Origin of the sequence: Pseudomonas sp. OVF7 (assembly GCF_030644265.1) — a bacterium.
In the GTDB taxonomy this organism is placed as follows: Bacteria; Pseudomonadota; Gammaproteobacteria; order Pseudomonadales; family Pseudomonadaceae; genus Aquipseudomonas; species Aquipseudomonas gorinensis.
In genome coordinates, this window is sequence record NZ_CP128996.1 from 3,590,972 (window position 1) to 3,605,262 (window position 14,291).

The 14,291-nt window shown below is 61.4% G+C and carries 14 protein-coding genes and 1 pseudogene; 8 read left to right on the forward strand and 7 right to left on the reverse strand.

The features are described 5' to 3' along the window. The first annotated feature begins 12 nt into the window (after window positions 1-12). The gene (locus QU606_RS16465) at window positions 13-897 is read left to right on the forward strand and encodes an NAD(P)/FAD-dependent oxidoreductase (RefSeq protein ID WP_304997206.1); all 885 of its coding nucleotides are present in this window, start codon (window positions 13-15) and stop codon (window positions 895-897) included. A 36-nt stretch (window positions 898-933) separates the two neighbouring features. Here the strand turns inward: QU606_RS16465 and gudD are convergent, their stop codons facing one another. Then, window positions 934-2,283 (reverse strand): glucarate dehydratase, encoded by a 1,350-nt coding sequence (gudD, locus tag QU606_RS16470; protein ID WP_304997207.1) that lies wholly within the window; start codon window positions 2,281-2,283, stop codon window positions 934-936. A gap of 12 nt (window positions 2,284-2,295) precedes the next feature. Next, window positions 2,296-3,645: an MFS transporter gene (locus QU606_RS16475; RefSeq protein ID WP_024074934.1), complete on the reverse strand. Its 1,350-nt coding sequence runs from the start codon at window positions 3,643-3,645 to the stop codon at window positions 2,296-2,298. Between the two features lie 321 nt (window positions 3,646-3,966). Here QU606_RS16475 and QU606_RS16480 point away from each other — a divergent pair, with 321 nt between their 5' ends. Then, entirely contained in the window at window positions 3,967-4,671 is a 705-nt protein-coding gene (locus QU606_RS16480) for a FadR/GntR family transcriptional regulator (protein ID WP_024074935.1), read from the forward strand. A gap of 54 nt (window positions 4,672-4,725) precedes the next feature. On the opposite strand, the gene QU606_RS16485 is transcribed toward QU606_RS16480, so the two are convergent. Continuing rightward, the gene (locus QU606_RS16485; protein WP_304997208.1) at window positions 4,726-5,313 is read right to left on the reverse strand and encodes a TetR/AcrR family transcriptional regulator; all 588 of its coding nucleotides are present in this window, start codon (window positions 5,311-5,313) and stop codon (window positions 4,726-4,728) included. 191 nt (window positions 5,314-5,504) lie between these two features. On the opposite strand from QU606_RS16485, the gene QU606_RS16490 reads away from it, so the two are divergent. Beyond that, entirely contained in the window at window positions 5,505-6,092 is a 588-nt protein-coding gene (locus tag QU606_RS16490) for a LysE family translocator (RefSeq protein ID WP_024074937.1), read from the forward strand. Here QU606_RS16490 and QU606_RS16495 read toward each other — a convergent pair. Beyond that, window positions 6,034-6,927 carry an AraC family transcriptional regulator gene (locus QU606_RS16495; protein WP_304997209.1) on the reverse strand — a complete coding sequence of 298 codons (894 nt, stop codon included), beginning with the start codon at window positions 6,925-6,927 and terminating at the stop codon, window positions 6,034-6,036. The genes QU606_RS16490 and QU606_RS16495 overlap by 59 nt on opposite strands. Before the next feature lie 152 nt (window positions 6,928-7,079). On the opposite strand from QU606_RS16495, the gene QU606_RS16500 reads away from it, so the two are divergent. After that, window positions 7,080-7,637 carry a hypothetical protein gene (locus tag QU606_RS16500; protein ID WP_304997210.1) on the forward strand — a complete coding sequence of 186 codons (558 nt, stop codon included), beginning with the start codon at window positions 7,080-7,082 and terminating at the stop codon, window positions 7,635-7,637. A gap of 29 nt (window positions 7,638-7,666) precedes the next feature. Beyond that, window positions 7,667-7,834 (forward strand): annotated as a pseudogene (locus QU606_RS16505) (GNAT family N-acetyltransferase); the annotation flags it as partial. 107 nt (window positions 7,835-7,941) lie between these two features. Here the strand turns inward: QU606_RS16505 and QU606_RS16510 are convergent. From QU606_RS16510 to QU606_RS16520, 3 genes are all read right to left on the reverse strand, one after another. Then, window positions 7,942-8,433 (reverse strand): GNAT family N-acetyltransferase, encoded by a 492-nt coding sequence (locus tag QU606_RS16510; protein ID WP_024074941.1) that lies wholly within the window; start codon window positions 8,431-8,433, stop codon window positions 7,942-7,944. Window positions 8,434-8,542: 109 nt separating this feature from the next. Continuing rightward, complete coding sequence (locus QU606_RS16515; protein ID WP_069076414.1) at window positions 8,543-9,412, reverse strand: GyrI-like domain-containing protein; 870 nt, start codon at window positions 9,410-9,412, stop codon at window positions 8,543-8,545. Between the two features lie 220 nt (window positions 9,413-9,632). Then, a complete protein-coding gene (locus QU606_RS16520; RefSeq protein ID WP_024074943.1) occupies window positions 9,633-9,779 on the reverse strand; it encodes a hypothetical protein in 147 nt (48 codons plus the stop codon). 417 nt (window positions 9,780-10,196) lie between these two features. Here QU606_RS16520 and QU606_RS16525 point away from each other — a divergent pair, with 417 nt between their 5' ends. The 3 genes from QU606_RS16525 (at window position 10,197) to QU606_RS16535 (ending at window position 14,184) form a co-directional block, all read left to right on the forward strand. After that, complete coding sequence (locus QU606_RS16525) at window positions 10,197-10,703, forward strand: sigma-70 family RNA polymerase sigma factor (RefSeq protein ID WP_024074944.1); 507 nt, start codon at window positions 10,197-10,199, stop codon at window positions 10,701-10,703. Further along, a complete protein-coding gene (locus tag QU606_RS16530; protein WP_041160911.1) occupies window positions 10,700-11,662 on the forward strand; it encodes a FecR domain-containing protein in 963 nt (320 codons plus the stop codon). Before QU606_RS16525 ends, QU606_RS16530 begins: the two co-directional genes overlap by 4 nt. Before the next feature lie 98 nt (window positions 11,663-11,760). Continuing rightward, window positions 11,761-14,184: a TonB-dependent siderophore receptor gene (locus QU606_RS16535; protein WP_304997212.1), complete on the forward strand. Its 2,424-nt coding sequence runs from the start codon at window positions 11,761-11,763 to the stop codon at window positions 14,182-14,184. Window positions 14,185-14,291 lie beyond the last annotated feature (107 nt).

Genomic DNA, 14,291 nt, shown 5'->3' on the forward strand with positions numbered 1-14,291 from the left:
GGGGTCACTTCCATGATGCACGACGTCATTATCGTGGGCGGCAGCTACGCCGGCCTGTCAGCGGGCCTGCAACTGGCGCGGGCGCGGCGCAAGGTGCTGGTGATTGATGCGGGGCTGCGGCGCAATCGGTTTGCGCCGACCTCCCACGGCTTTCTCGGCCAGGACGGCCAGGCGCCCGGGATTATCGCCGCCGAAGGTCGCAGCCAGTTGATGGAGTACCCGACGGTCACCTGGGTGCAGGACAGCGTGGTCCAGGCGGGGGCGGAGCAGGGCGGTTTCAGCGTGCGCACCCAATGCAATGGGCAGTTCCAGGCCAAGCGGCTGATCCTGGCCACCGGAGTGGTGGATGAATTGCCCGGCATTGACGGCTTGCAGGAGCGCTGGGGCAAGCGGGTGTTCCATTGCCCTTATTGCCATGGCTATGAGCTGGGCCAAGGGCGCATCGGCGTGTTGGCCACCTCGCCGCTGGCGATGCACCATGCCCTGATGTTGCCGGACTGGGGCAGCACCACCTTGTTCACCAATGGCGTGTTCACGCCGAATGCCGAGCAACAGGCGCAGTTGGACCGGCGCGGTGTCAGCGTGGAAAGCGCAGCCGTGACGCGCATCAGCGGTGAGCGTGCCGACCTGGAACTGGCTGACGGCCGAATCGTGCAGTTGGATGGGGTGTTCACAATGTCGCGGACCCGGCTCAGCCCGTTGGCCGAACAATTGGGCTGCGGGCGGGTCGACGGCCCCACCGGTCCTTACCTGCACACTGACGAAACCCGCCAGACCTCCGTGGCCGGCGTGTTTGCCTGTGGCGATGCATCACTGGCCGCCGGTTCCGTGGCGTTGGCGGTGGCCGAGGGCGTGCGCGCCGGGGTGGGCGCGCACTTCTCGTTGATCAACGGTTGACGCCACTCGGGCTGTCACTTTTTCGCGGGCATCGGCTCAGCGCACCAGGCAGGGGCGTTTGTTATCGAAGCTCCAGCCGGGAATCAGGAACTGCATGGCGACGCTGTCATTGCGCGCGCCCAGGCCCATGCCCTTGTAGCGTTCGTGGGCGTGGGCCACGGCGTCCATGTCGATCTCCACCCCCAGGCCCGGCTTGGCGGGCACCTGGATATGGCCGTCGACAATCTGTAGCGGTGCCTTGGTCAGTCGTTGGCCGTCCTGCCAGATCCAGTGGGTGTCGATCGCGGTGATATCGCCCGGTGCGGCGGCGGCCACCTGGGTGAACATCGCCAGGGAAATATCGAAGTGATTGTTGGAGTGCGAGCCCCAGGTCAGGCCCCATTCATGGCACATCTGCGCCACGCGCACCGAGCCTTGCATCGTCCAGAAGTGCGGGTCGGCGAGGGGGATGTCCACCGATTGCAGCTGGATCGCGTGGCCCATCTCGCGCCAGTCGGTGGCGATCATATTGGTGGCGGTCGGCAGGCCGGTGGCGCGGCGGAATTCGGCCATGACTTCGCGCCCCGAGTAGCCGTTTTCCGCGCCGCAGGGGTCTTCGGCATAGGCCAGCACGTGATGCTGGTCGCGGCACAGGGCGATGGCTTCCTTGAGGGACCAGGCGCCATTCGGGTCGAGGGTGATGCGTGCGTCGGGGAAGCGCTCGGCCAGCGCGGTGACCGCTTCGATTTCTTCGGCGCCACGCAGCACGCCGCCCTTGAGCTTGAAGTCGTTGAAGCCGTACTGGGCCTGGGCAGCTTCGGCCAGGCGCACGATGGCACCCGGGGTCATGGCCGGTTCGTGACGCAGGCGGAACCAGTCGTCCGCGTCGGCTTCGCTGCGGTAGGCCAGGTCGGTCTGGTGGCGGTCGCCGATGTAGAACAGATAGCCGAGCATCTTCACTGCATCGCGTTGCTGGCCTTCGCCCAGCAACGCCGCTACCGGCACTTCGAGGAACTGGCCGAGCAGGTCGAGCAGTGCGGCTTCCATGGCGGTGACGGCATGGATGGTGATGCGCAGGTCAAAGGTTTGCAGGCCGCGCCCACCGCTGTCGCGGGTGGCAAAGGTACGGCGCATGGCATTGAGGATGGCCTGGTACTGGCCGATCGGCTTGCCGATCACCAGGCTGCGCGCGTCTTCCAGGGTTTCGCGGATGCGTTCGCCCCCCGGTACTTCGCCCACGCCGATATGCCCGGCGCTGTCCTTGAGAATCACGATGTTGCGCGTGAAAAACGGCCCATGGGCGCCGCTGAGGTTGAGCAGCATGCTGTCATGGCCGGCCACCGGGATCACGTCCAGGTGGGTGACGACCGGAGCGTGGCGGGCGTGGTGCTGATGTTCTGTGTTCATGAAAACGCTTCCTTATTTGCTCAAGACGGGGGCGGGGTGCGGCACGCTGGGGGTGTGGGCGCCGGGCAGGGTCTTGGCGAAAAACACCAGGATCGCGGCGAGGATCGAGGTGCCGGCCAGCCCATATAAACCGCCCTGGATCGACCCGGTGGTCTGTTCCAGGAAACCGAAGGTCGTGGGCGCGACAAACCCGCCAAGGTTGCCAATCGAGTTGATCAACGCAATCACTGCCGCCGCGATGCGTGCATCCAGGTAACCCTGGGGGATCGGCCAGAACAGTGACGACGCCGACTTGAAGCCAATCGCCGCAAAACAGATGGCGACAAACGCAAAGATCGGTCCGCCGGTGGTGGAGAAAAACATGCCCGCCGCTGCAATCAACAGCGCCGTGGCTACCCACGCCTGCTGGTGCTTGTACTTGCCGGCCAGCGCCGCGAATGAGTACATGGCGATGATCGAGATCAGCCAGGGGATGGAGTTGTAGAAGCCCACCTGGATATCACTCAGGTCGCCCATTTTCTTGATGATGCTCGGCAGCCAGAAGGTGGCGGCGTAGATGGTCAGCTGGATGCAGAAATACAGCGCGCAGAACAGCATGATCTGGCGGTCCTTGAGCAGCTTGCCCAGGCTCGGCTTGACCGTGGTGGCGGCGTCACGCTCGCGTTGTTCGCGCTCGATTTCGCCCACCAGTGCGTCCTGTTCCTCACGGCTGAGCCACTTGGCGTCGTGGGGCTTGGAGTCGAGCCAGAACCACACGAAAAAGCACAGCAGCACCGAGGCCATGCCTTCGATGATGTACATCCATTGCCAGCCATGCAGGCCCAGCCCGGTGATTTGCAGCAGCACGCCGGACAGCGGGCCGGAGATCAGCGAAGCCAGGGCCGAGCCGCTGAGGAAGATCGCAATCGCCTTGCCGCGCTCCACCCCAGGCAACCAGCGGGTGAAGTAGTAGATCACCCCCGGAAAGAACCCGGCCTCGGCCACCCCCAGCAGAAAACGCAGGATGTAGAAGTGGGTTTCGTTCTGGATAAAGGCCATCAGGGTTGCGGTGATGCCCCAGGTGAACATGATGCGGGTCAGCCAGATACGCGCGCCCACTTTTTGCAGCAGCAGGTTGGAGGGGACTTCGAACAAGGCGTAGCCGATAAAGAACAAGCCGGCACCGAAACCATAGGCGGCCGCGCCGATGCCCAGGTCGTGTTCCATGTGGGTGCGCACGAAGCCGATATTGACGCGATCGATGTAGTTGACGATGAACATGATCACGAACAGTGGGAGCACATGGCTCTTCACTTTCTTGATCGCGCGGGCCAGGACGGGGTCGAGGGCAGGCGCAGCTGTCGCAGGGCTGGAAGGGGTCACGAGGTAGAACTCCCACTGATTATTGTTGTGCGGGGATGGGTTCAGGGGTTGTCGGAGAGGTCTGACAACTTGATAGACATCATACAACTTGGATTTTCGATGTGGCAACGTAAATTTCAGTTGTCTGCACGCTGTGTGGAAGCCGGTTTCCCTCGAATAACATCGATATTGCGGGAGGTATGCGCTGCGGGACTTTCCCCGCAGGCAAGTCGGTCCGGTAAAAAAACGCAGCATCGCAAAGGATAAGTTTGTTTGTTGTCATACAAGTTGGTGACGATCGAGGGTGTTAGTATTGGCCGAGTCCCATGCATGGAATGACCGATGCTCAACAACCCCCCTCGCAAGCGCTCCCAGGGCCTGGCCCATGACATCGTCACCGCGCTGACCCAGCGCATCCTCCTTGGCCAAATGCTGCCGGGCGAGAGGTTGCCCTCCGAATCCGCCATCGTCGGCGAGTACGGCGTCAGCCGCACGGTCGTGCGCGAGGCATTGTCGAAACTGCAGGCGGCCGGGCTGGTGGAAACCCGGCATGGCGTGGGCACATTTGTGCTGGCGCGCGACGAGCGCCAGGGCCTGCACCTGACCCATGACACCGCCGTCAGCGTGCGCGGCATCCTCGAATTGCGCATGGGCCTGGAAACCCAGGCCGCCGCCCTGGCCGCCTTGCGCCGCAGCGACGCGCAATTGCAGCAGATGCGCCAGGCCCTCGACGATTACCAGGACTCACTCGGCAACCAGGACAGCAGCAGCGTCGAGCCCGATGTGCGTTTTCACCAATTGATCGCCCAGGCCACCGGCAACACCTACTTCACCGACGTGATCCAGCACCTGGGCAATTCAGTGATTCCGCGTGCGCGCATCAATGCCCAGGAGCGCGGCGATGCGGACTTGATGAAGCTGGGGCAGTTGGCCAACCTGGAACATGAGGCGATCCTCAACGCCATCCGCCGCCAGGACCCTGACGCGGCACGCGCGGCGATGCTGCTGCATTTGAGCAACAGCCTGGCGCGCATGACCGGCGAGTAAGCCAGTGTGCAGCCCGGTCCCCATGCTCACTCCAGTTGAATGGCCGCGCGTCCGTCACGTCGAGGGTGCGTCTACCAACTGCTGAAAGAGCGGTGTCAGCAAGTCAATCAACACCTGCGGGTCAGCCTTGACCAGTGCCGACAACGCCAGTTGCTGGCGCATCACCTGAAACCCCGCCACCAGCGCCATCGCCAGCGCCGCGCGTTCTTGCGCGTGCGCGCCCTTGAGTGTCGCGGCCATGCTCGGCTGTTGACTGTTTTCCAGTTGCGCGCGGCCAATCGCCGCTGCGCGTGGGCTCGACGCCGAATGCAGCAGGAGCAGCCAACCTTCCAGCGACGCGCTGCTGTCGTCGCTGATGCTCACCAGTGCCGTCGCCAGGGTGCGCCCGAGGTTGTCCGCACGCAGATGACCGCCGGCGGGAATAAGCGGGCGGGCCAGGGTGTCGGCGATGACGTCGGCGAACAACTGCTCCTTGGAACTGAAGTAGCGGTCGACCAGCGCCGTGGTCAGGCCCGCGCCGACGGCGATGTCGTGCACGGTAGCGGCGTCATAGCCCGAGCGGGCGAACACCTTGCGCGCAGACAGCAAAATGGCGTCGCGGGTGACGGCGGCATCGCGCCGTCGAGGAATCGGGTTTGGCATTGGCATCCTGACGTGGCTGGGATCGGTCGGCGCACAGTGGGGGCGCGGCGACAGGGTACAGGGTCTATTTACCGTCAAGGAAGCCCAACCGGGGCGCATTTGAGGCGCCAGGGTCATTTTGTTCAATACCGCGTTGGCCTGGCCCTTTACCGTGAAGTCATCTTCGCTTGGCATGACAAAAAGGAACTGCAATGAGCTTGATCATTTCCATGGCGGCCTTCGCTCTGGCTACCTCCATCACCCCGGGCCCGGTCAATGTGGTTGCGCTCAGTTCAGGCGCGCGCTTCGGGTTTGCCGCCAGCCAGAAACACGTGTTCGGCGCCGCCACAGGTTTTACGTTGCTACTGGTGCTGATCGGCCTGGGGCTGCATGAAGTCCTGGTGCGCTGGCCGATCCTGACTCAGTTGATCCAGTGGGGCGGGGTGGCCTTCCTGTTGTACATGGCGTGGAAGCTGGCGGTGGACGATGGCCGGCTGGACGCCGACGGCTCGGCCACCGCGCCGTCGATGCTCTATGGCGCGATCATGCAATGGCTCAACCCGAAAGCCTGGCTGGCCTGCGTGGCGGGGATGGGCTTGTTTGTCGCCGATGGCGACGCCCGGCAAGTGTGGTTGTTTGCCGGGCTCTACCTGGTGATCTGCTACCTGTCGGTAGCGTGCTGGGCCTATGCCGGTACGTTCTTGCGCCGCTACCTCGGCAACCCGCACGGCGTGCGCCTGTTCAACCGCTCAATGGCCGCGTTGCTGGTGGCCAGTGTGGGTTATTTGCTGATGGCTTGAGCAAGTCGCGGTACTGCCCGGGCGTGGCCGCGAAATGCTGTTTGAAGGTGCGCTGGAAATGCGCCTGGTCGGCAAAGCCGGCAGCCAAGGCCACATCGGCGATCAACTCACCCTTGCGCAATTGGGTACGGGCAAACTGGATGCGCCGGTTCACCAGGAAGGCATGGGGCGTCAGCCCGTAATACTGCTTGAAGGCGCGGATCAGATAAGACGGCGACAGCTCGGCGGCCAGGCAGATGTCTTCCAGTTTCAAGGCCTCGGTGCAGTGTACGCGGATGTACTCGGCTGCACGCTCCAGCTTGTGGTTGACCTCCCGCACGGGGGCCGGCGAAGGGTTCAGGCGCTGTTGCACTTCCGTGAAGTAACTCACCAGCACGCTCTGTTTGTGCAGCAATTCGGCCTGCTCATCCAGCAGCACCTGGTACAGCTCGATCAGGCCCTTGTACAGCACCGGGTCGCGGGTGTGCGGCGCACTGAACGGGCGATACCCCTGGTCGGTACTGAACCCCAGTTGGTATTGCAGGTCGGTCAGCCACGGGGTGTCGAGGTAGAGCATGTGATACGACCAGGGCTGGTCATGGATCGGGTTGCACGCGTGCACATCGCCGGGGTTCATCAACACCACGGTGCCGGCGCTGATCTGGAAGGTCTGCGCGCCATAGTGGTAATAGCTGCGCCCGGTGGTGATCGCACCGATGGAAAAATGCTCGTGGGAGTGGCGGGTGTAGGTGACCTTGCGCCCGTCGGCAATGGTCCGCGCTTCGATGAACGGCAGACGCTCGTCACGCCAGAAGCGCGGTGCTTGCGCCGGGTGGGTGGTGGTGTTCAGCGACATGGCGGTGGCTCCATCCCTCGAGAGATCGAGAGGCGATGATTACACAGCCCGGCGAGGCACCGCCATGGTTGTCAGTGTTCGGGCGCGATGGTTATTCAAGAAAACAAAAGTGCTGTCGATAGGATCTCATCGCCCACAAGGACCGTTACCCGATGAAACTGCTGAAACTTGCCGCCGTATTGACCTTGCCACTGCTCGGCGCCTGCTCCGACTACCACTACAAAAACTACCAGGGCGACTGGGCCCCGGAAAAACTCCACCCCGTCGACCTGTCCAACGGCGCCCCCAACCCCGCGCTGGTGTACTTCGATACCTGGCGCGAACGTGAACTGGGCGTGCCATTTCACCGCCTGGCCTTGGCGTTCGAAGTCGATGGTGTGTCCTTGCCCGGTGCTGGCCGTCACTCGATCCTCAACGTGACCGGCGAACAGGCGCTGAAGCTCAGCCCTGGCAAACATTCGCTGCGCTGGTGCAACGTGTCGATGAATGCCCTGGGCACTGGCGGTGCGTTCTGTAATGAAGGCGCCGACGACGTGGAGTTCAAGGCCGGGCAGCGTTATGTGGTGACCTACCGCCTGAGTGCAAGCACCCAGGGGGTCGGGCCCAACTACAGTACCCAGTACCACACCTATTCCAGCATCCGGAACCTGGATACCCAGGAAATCATCTACCCGCCTGCCGGTACGGGGACGTTAATCTCTAACCCGTAAAAACCTTACTACCCAGCCTTGGGCGGCTGGGGGGCGCGACGTTAGTGTGGGCGACGGCGTGGGTGGGTAATGAGCGGGCGCTAGGGGTCTACCCTCGGCGCGGGTACGAGCTGCTCGGTTCGCCGACGTATACCTTCCAGGGCGAAACCCATGAGAACCGGTTGTTCGGTAAAGCCCTGACGATCACAGCGCTTTAGACAGAAACACCCGGCTGCTAATCCGAGTCCTGGACATCAAGGCATTCCGAGTCAATTCGTGGTGCCTGGCTGGATGCTGCAAACGGGATTGGTTTCACGGGGCTCCATTAAAAAGCCATCACCATCTCATGCCACGCCATCCCGCCGTGATCCGAGGGCGAAGGCTGCACATAGCGGTAGCCCATGCGCGTGTACAACGGCACATGGCGCTCTTTGCACATCAGGTGAATGGTCTGCTTGCCCATGGCCCGCATACGTTGCACAAATTCGGTCATCAGCAGCGTGGAATAGCCCTTGCCCTGATGCGCCGGGTCGACCACCACCGACATGATCACCACATTCGGCGCTTCGGGCGAATGGCCCACCAACTCCTTGAACGCCTCGTCCGACATCACCACCTGATGGGCGCAGCCACAATTGATAAAACCCACCACCTCGCCAGCGGCCTCCAGGATCAAAAAACCTTGCGGGTATTGCGCAATACGCGTGGCGATCTTCTCCAGCGTCGCGGCTTCGTCGCCCTCATAGGCGCTGATTTCGATATCAAAGCAACGGGCGGCGTCGGCGGGCAGGGCGTTGCGGAAGGTGAGGGCGGGCATGGTCTTTCCTGAGGCGTTTAGCGAAAGGCCACATCATAGCGGTGCACCAATAACACCGCCATCGCGGCCTTGGATGGGCATTCTTCACTCTACCGGCGGTAAAGCGCTGCTATTGCAATGGCACATAAATATCGGTCTGCCATTGATCCTGCGGTGTTTCGGGGAAGATGCTCAGGTACTCGAAAAACAATGGCTGGTCTCGAAGCTCTTCGCCGCTGCCAGGGAGCCAGTCACGATAGATCGGATAGATCGACTCTGCGATGTGATCCGGCGAACCCACATGACGCACCACCACACAGCGCCCACCCGGGATGACGCGCTCAGTGACGCCGAACGCATTTGCTGCCAGCGGCGCGTGGATCTCGCCGCAAATGGCAAACCGGAACTCATCGGCCGGGGTGGTATCAGGATTGCCGAAAGGAATACCGAAGCTGCGACTGGAAGCTACCGGCGATTGCCCGCTCTGCATGCGCCAGGCGATGAATGACTGCACGCTTTCATCCACGCGCTCTGGGTCGCCGAGGTGCTCTAATGCAGCAACCCTGACGGAATGAAACTCAACTATTCGTACCTGCATGATGATGCTCCTGGAAAAATGAGGGACGCTGAACACCCCACGCCAGACCTGCCAATTCGGCCGCTTTCTGAATGCGCTCGGCGCCATGCCGAACGCTCGCCTGAACGCCCTGGAAAAGGCTTCTGGGCTTTCAAAGCCCGCCCCCGATGCGGCCTCCAGCACCGAATAGTCAGCGCGGGAAGACAAGTCATGCGCCGCGCGTCGTAGACGCATCAGTTGCACATAGCGCGCAACAGGCATGCCCACAAACGCGGTGAACTGCCGATGGAAGTGAAACGCCGAAAAATACGCCACTTGGCTCAGCGTCTTCACCGACAAGTCGCCCTCAAGATTCGCGTCGATATAGGCGAGTACGGCGTCGAAGCGTTTTGTGTAGGCGGCGTTGCCTGGCAAGTCAGACACGGGTTGGAAACTCCGGGATGTGCGCTGGACGATAGGATCGACTATACCCACATGCCTGCGCCTAGCCGTACTTGCTCAAGTGTATAGACCAGCGGACTCACCGACGTGCGCGGTGCCGGCCATGGCCATATGGCCATATAGTTGCCGCCTGAACGACAGCTCCCGGCACATAGATCAAGCCGGATGGCTGAGAACTGCCGGCTTGGAACCGAAGCCATGATCACTCCTGGCGCTCAGTGAGCTTTTTTTGCTCTTGCTTGAATTGCTCATGCCAGCGCACCAACGCATCAGCCCCATCCGATGCCTGCGCGGCCAGTGGAGTCGACACGATCGTGCCGAAAAGCGCCCAAATAAGAAGTTGCTTCATTTCATCTCACCCTGGTTGTTTGAACTGAAACGGGTGCGGATATCCGCGTTTCCCGTCCAGCCAGCGCCGCATGATCGGTTGAGTCTCGCCGTCGGCAATGGCCTTGATGAGGATGGTAGGGACTGCTGGGCCTTGCCGATATTGAGTATGCTGCCAAGATATAATCAAATTCGGACAACTGAGGCGGGGCCCCGGTTGATCAATTCGAACTGGACAGTTTCGAGCCGCCCGCGGTGGCGTTGAGGCTGGGGAGTCAGCGAAACGACACGGAATTTCCTGCCCATACGCACCGCAAGGTCACCGGGTCGTAGTTTGATTGGCGGAGAATTCCACCGCGAAACATGTGTAAACGCTGTACAACCCTCCGCCGGATCAATAAGATGAGAAGCGTTATCATTCACGTCTCGCGAGCCTCACATGCAGGATGCCAGCCCAATATCGTCCGTCGAACAGTTGTACGAGAATCATCACGGCTGGCTGCAGGGCTGGCTGAACCGGCGATTGGGGCAGAGTGCCGATGCCGAGGACCTGGCCCACGACACGTTCATCCGCGTGCTGCGCGCGCCTCAGCAGGTGCGCGAGTTGCGCCAGCCCATGGCGTTTCTCGCAGCAATTGCCAATGGACTGCTGATCAATCGCTGGCGCCGCCAGGAGATTGAGCGGGCTTATCTTGAAGCGTTGGCTGCTCGACCCGAAGGGGTGGAATCGTCACCCGAGGCCCGCTATCTGGTGATCGAAACCTTGTTGCAGCTTGACTCGTTGCTGATTGGCCTGCCTGCGCGCATACGACAGGTTTTCTTCATGTCTCAGCTCGACGGCCTGACGTATCCACAGATCGCCGCGCAGTTGGGGCTGACCGTGGCTCAAGTGCAAAGGGCCATGGGTAAAGCCTTCAGTGTTTGCTATGCGAGCCGTTTCGAATGAGGTCCGACATTAGTCCGCAGGTGCGCGATACCGCCATTGATTGGCTTGTCAGGATGCAGTCCGGGCTGATGAATGCGCCTGATCTGGAGGCATTGCGGTGTTGGCGCGAGGCGAGCGATGAGCATGAACATGCCTGGCAACGTGTCGCCAGCTTGCCGTTGTTGCAGCAGCCTGGCGCAAATCTTTTGCGCGATGCCACCGCGCGCAGGGCACTGGAATCGGCCGGGCCGGACATGCAGAAACGTCGGCAGGTACTCAAGCGCCTGTTGATCCTGGGGGCGGTTGGCGGGGTTGCCTGGCAAGGCGCGGGCTCCACGCCGGTGCGCGCCGCACTGGCGAACTACCGCACAGGAACGGGCGAGCGTCACCAGTGGACCCTGGTTGATGGCAGCTCGCTGTGGCTGAACACGGCCAGCGCCGTGAACCTGGATTTTACTGACCAAGTGCGGCGCATCCAGATGATCGAGGGTGAGTTGGCCTTGCGTGTTCGGGCAGAGTCGCGCTCGCTGCAACTGATCACACCGGACGCGATCCTGCAGAGTCGCGACGCGTATTTGCAGGTGCGCCATGATCGGCAGGGCACACAGGTGACGGTACTGGAAGGCCAGGTGCAGGTGCACTCACGAGGTCAACAAGCGCCATCCTCGTTCGAGGCTGGATGGCAGGCACGCGTGGACCGCTTCGGGATTGGCGTGCCAAACCGCGCCGATCTCCTGGTCTCCCAGGCTTGGTTGCGCGGAGTGCTGCCGGCGGATCGCCTGCGCCTGGATGCCCTGGTGGCGGAGCTCTCGCGTTACCGTCCCGGTGTTTTACGTTGCCATGAGCAGGTGTCAGGGTTACGCCTCACCGGCAGTTTTTCGCTGGATGACACCGATGCAGCATTGACGCTGGTCGCTCGCACGCTGCCGGTGCGTATCGAGCGCATGACCCGCTATTGGGTCTCGATCGTACCCGCCTGAATTATTTTTCCCGCTGCGCGATAGTTTTTTCAAACTCGCTTGGCCTATAGGGATCACCCACCCGCCAGAGGTGGGTCTTAACCCCTTAGGAGCCCCGTATGACTTCACCTTCCCGCGCCCTGCGTGCCCGTACGCTTGGACTGTTGTTGCTCAGCGTGCAACCGCTTTGCAGCCTTCCTGTCTTTGCCGCCGGTAGTTCGCAGCATTACAGCATCGACGCAGGCCCCCTGGATGCCGCGCTGTCACGGTTTGGCGCACAGGCGGGGATCACCATGGCGGGCAGCTCAACGCTGACGGCTGGCAAGAATACCCAGGGGCTGCAAGGCGATTTCAGTACTGAGGCCGGCTTGACGCAGCTCTTGCTCGGCTCGGGGCTGACCTATCAGCGCCAGGATGACGGTAGCCTGCTGCTGGTACCGAGCAGCAGCGACGTGCTGGAGTTGGCGCCGACCGCAATCAGTGGCACTGCGTACGACACCTCGCTGGGCCGCAACGATGGTCTGGTCGCCAGCCGAACCATGAGTGCCAACAAGACCGATACGTCGATCATGGAAACGCCTCAATCGATCAGCGTGGTCACCCGTAAGCAGATCGATGCTCAGCAGCCACAAAGCATCGGGCAGGTGCTGCGCTACACGGCGGGGGTCAATGGTGAAGCCAACGGCGTCGATACCCGGCGCGACACGATCAGTATTCGTGGCTTTGACGCGACAACGGGCGGTGGGATCTATCGTGATGGCCTGCGCCAGTACAGCTTTGCCAACCAGAGCCGTGCCGTGGGTGAAGTCTATGGACTGGAGCGAGTGGAAGTCCTGCGCGGGCCATCGTCGGTGCTCTACGGTCAAAGCTCACCGGGCGGCATGGTCAACGTGATCAGCAAGCGTCCCACCGATGAGCCGCTTCATGAACTGGTGGTGCAGGCAGGCAGTTTTGATCGCAAGCAATTGGCGGCGGACTTCGGCGGGCCGCTTAGCGATGATGGCGTCTTGAGTTATCGCCTCACCGGGCTGTGGCGAGAGAGCGGTACGCAAATCGACTACGCCCGTGATGACCGTCAATTCATCGCCCCGGCAATCAGTTGGCGGCCCTCGGAAGACACCTCGCTGACGGTTCTGGCGTCATTTCAAAAAGACCGCAATGTGCTGGGCTACTACGCCTTGCCACGGGTAGGCACCCTCGACAGCTCGCGTTACGGACGGATCGCCACGGATCGTTTTGTCGGCGACCCTGACTTCGACAAATATGACGTAGAACAGTGGTCACTGGGGTATCAGTTTGAGCATCACCTCAATGATATCTGGACATTCCGCCAAAACGCCCGTTACAGCCGTTCCTATCAGGAACAGCGCACGATTTACCAATATGGCCTGGATGACGACCAGCGCACAGTGGGCCGCTTCGGTTATCTGGGCCACGAAGAGGTGAAGAATGCGCTGCTCGATAACCACTTCCAAGCCCAGTGGAACGTCGGCCGTTTCGAACATACAACCTTGGTCGGGATCGATTTGCAGCACGCCAGCACCAACCAGTTGGGGGGCGGCAACGTGGTTGATCCACTGGATATCTATGCGCCGGTCTATCACCAGGACTACAGCGACCTGGACGCCTTCTACGACATCAACCAGCGTCGCCAGCTTGACCAGGTGGGTGTGTATCTCTCGGAACAGCTCAAATTTGACGACCACTGGGTCTTCAATCTCGGTGGTCGCCAAGACTGGGCACGCTCGAAAACGATCCATTACGCCACCGATACGGCGGCAGACCTCAAGCAGCGCGATCACGCCTTCACGTGGCGGACCGGGGTGATGTACCTGGCAGACAACGGCGTGGCGCCCTATGCGAGCTATTCCGAGTCGTTTTTCCCTAACATCACGGCGGTGGCGCGTGACGGCAGTGCCTTCGAACCCGAAACCGGTCGCCAGTACGAAGTCGGGATCAAATTCCAGCCCAAGGGGAGTGACAGCTATGTGACCGTCTCGCTGTTCGACCTGACGCGGCAAAACGTACTGACTGCCGATCCCGCCAACAATCGTTTCTCGGTGGCGACCGGAGAAATCCAGTCGCGTGGTATCGAACTGGAAAGCAAGGCGCAGTTGTCCGATGCTCTGGAGTTGATGGCCAACTACAGCTATTCACACCTTGAAATTACCCGCAGCAATACCGCCGATGAAAAAGGCAATCAACCTGGCAATACCCCTGAACAACTGGCCTCGCTGTGGTCGCAATACACCGTTCAGAGTGGTGCGCTAGCGGGCTTGGCGATAGGAGGAGGGGTACGCTATGTCGGCCCCAGCTATATCGACTCGCAAAACAGCGAAGGCATTCCCCACTACACGCTGTTTGACGCCAGCCTAAGCTACGATCTGGGCAAGCTGTCTTCATCCTATGCAGGGGCGAAGCTCGCACTCAATGCGTCCAACCTGACCGACGAAACCTATGTTTCTCAGTGTGGCTACACCGGCGACAGCTGCAAATACGGGTATCGCCGAAATGTGACCGGGTCGTTGAGTTACAACTGGTAAGGCCTTGCGCTTGCTTGCGAAAGTTATCGATTGGTAATCGTCACCTTGGCGACCGGATCGGCAAGCAAGCGCAGTCGCCACGAGACCGCTTTCGGACTCGATATGTG

Excerpts from the sequence above, each read along its gene's own strand:
- QU606_RS16465 (WP_304997206.1), top strand. The coding sequence starts at position 13 with ATGATGCACGACGTCATTATCGTGGGCGGCAGCTACGCCGGCCTGTCA.
- gudD (WP_304997207.1), bottom strand. The coding sequence starts at position 2,283 with ATGAACACAGAACATCAGCACCACGCCCGCCACGCTCCGGTCGTCACC.
- QU606_RS16480 (WP_024074935.1), top strand. The coding sequence starts at position 3,967 with ATGCTCAACAACCCCCCTCGCAAGCGCTCCCAGGGCCTGGCCCATGAC.
- QU606_RS16485 (WP_304997208.1), bottom strand. The coding sequence starts at position 5,313 with ATGCCAAACCCGATTCCTCGACGGCGCGATGCCGCCGTCACCCGCGAC.
- QU606_RS16490 (WP_024074937.1), top strand. The coding sequence starts at position 5,505 with ATGAGCTTGATCATTTCCATGGCGGCCTTCGCTCTGGCTACCTCCATC.
- QU606_RS16495 (WP_304997209.1), bottom strand. The coding sequence starts at position 6,927 with ATGTCGCTGAACACCACCACCCACCCGGCGCAAGCACCGCGCTTCTGG.
- QU606_RS16500 (WP_304997210.1), top strand. The coding sequence starts at position 7,080 with ATGAAACTGCTGAAACTTGCCGCCGTATTGACCTTGCCACTGCTCGGC.
- QU606_RS16510 (WP_024074941.1), bottom strand. The coding sequence starts at position 8,433 with ATGCCCGCCCTCACCTTCCGCAACGCCCTGCCCGCCGACGCCGCCCGT.
- QU606_RS16520 (WP_024074943.1), bottom strand. The coding sequence starts at position 9,779 with ATGAAGCAACTTCTTATTTGGGCGCTTTTCGGCACGATCGTGTCGACT.
- QU606_RS16525 (WP_024074944.1), top strand. The coding sequence starts at position 10,197 with ATGCAGGATGCCAGCCCAATATCGTCCGTCGAACAGTTGTACGAGAAT.
- QU606_RS16530 (WP_041160911.1), top strand. The coding sequence starts at position 10,700 with ATGAGGTCCGACATTAGTCCGCAGGTGCGCGATACCGCCATTGATTGG.
- QU606_RS16535 (WP_304997212.1), top strand. The coding sequence starts at position 11,761 with ATGACTTCACCTTCCCGCGCCCTGCGTGCCCGTACGCTTGGACTGTTG.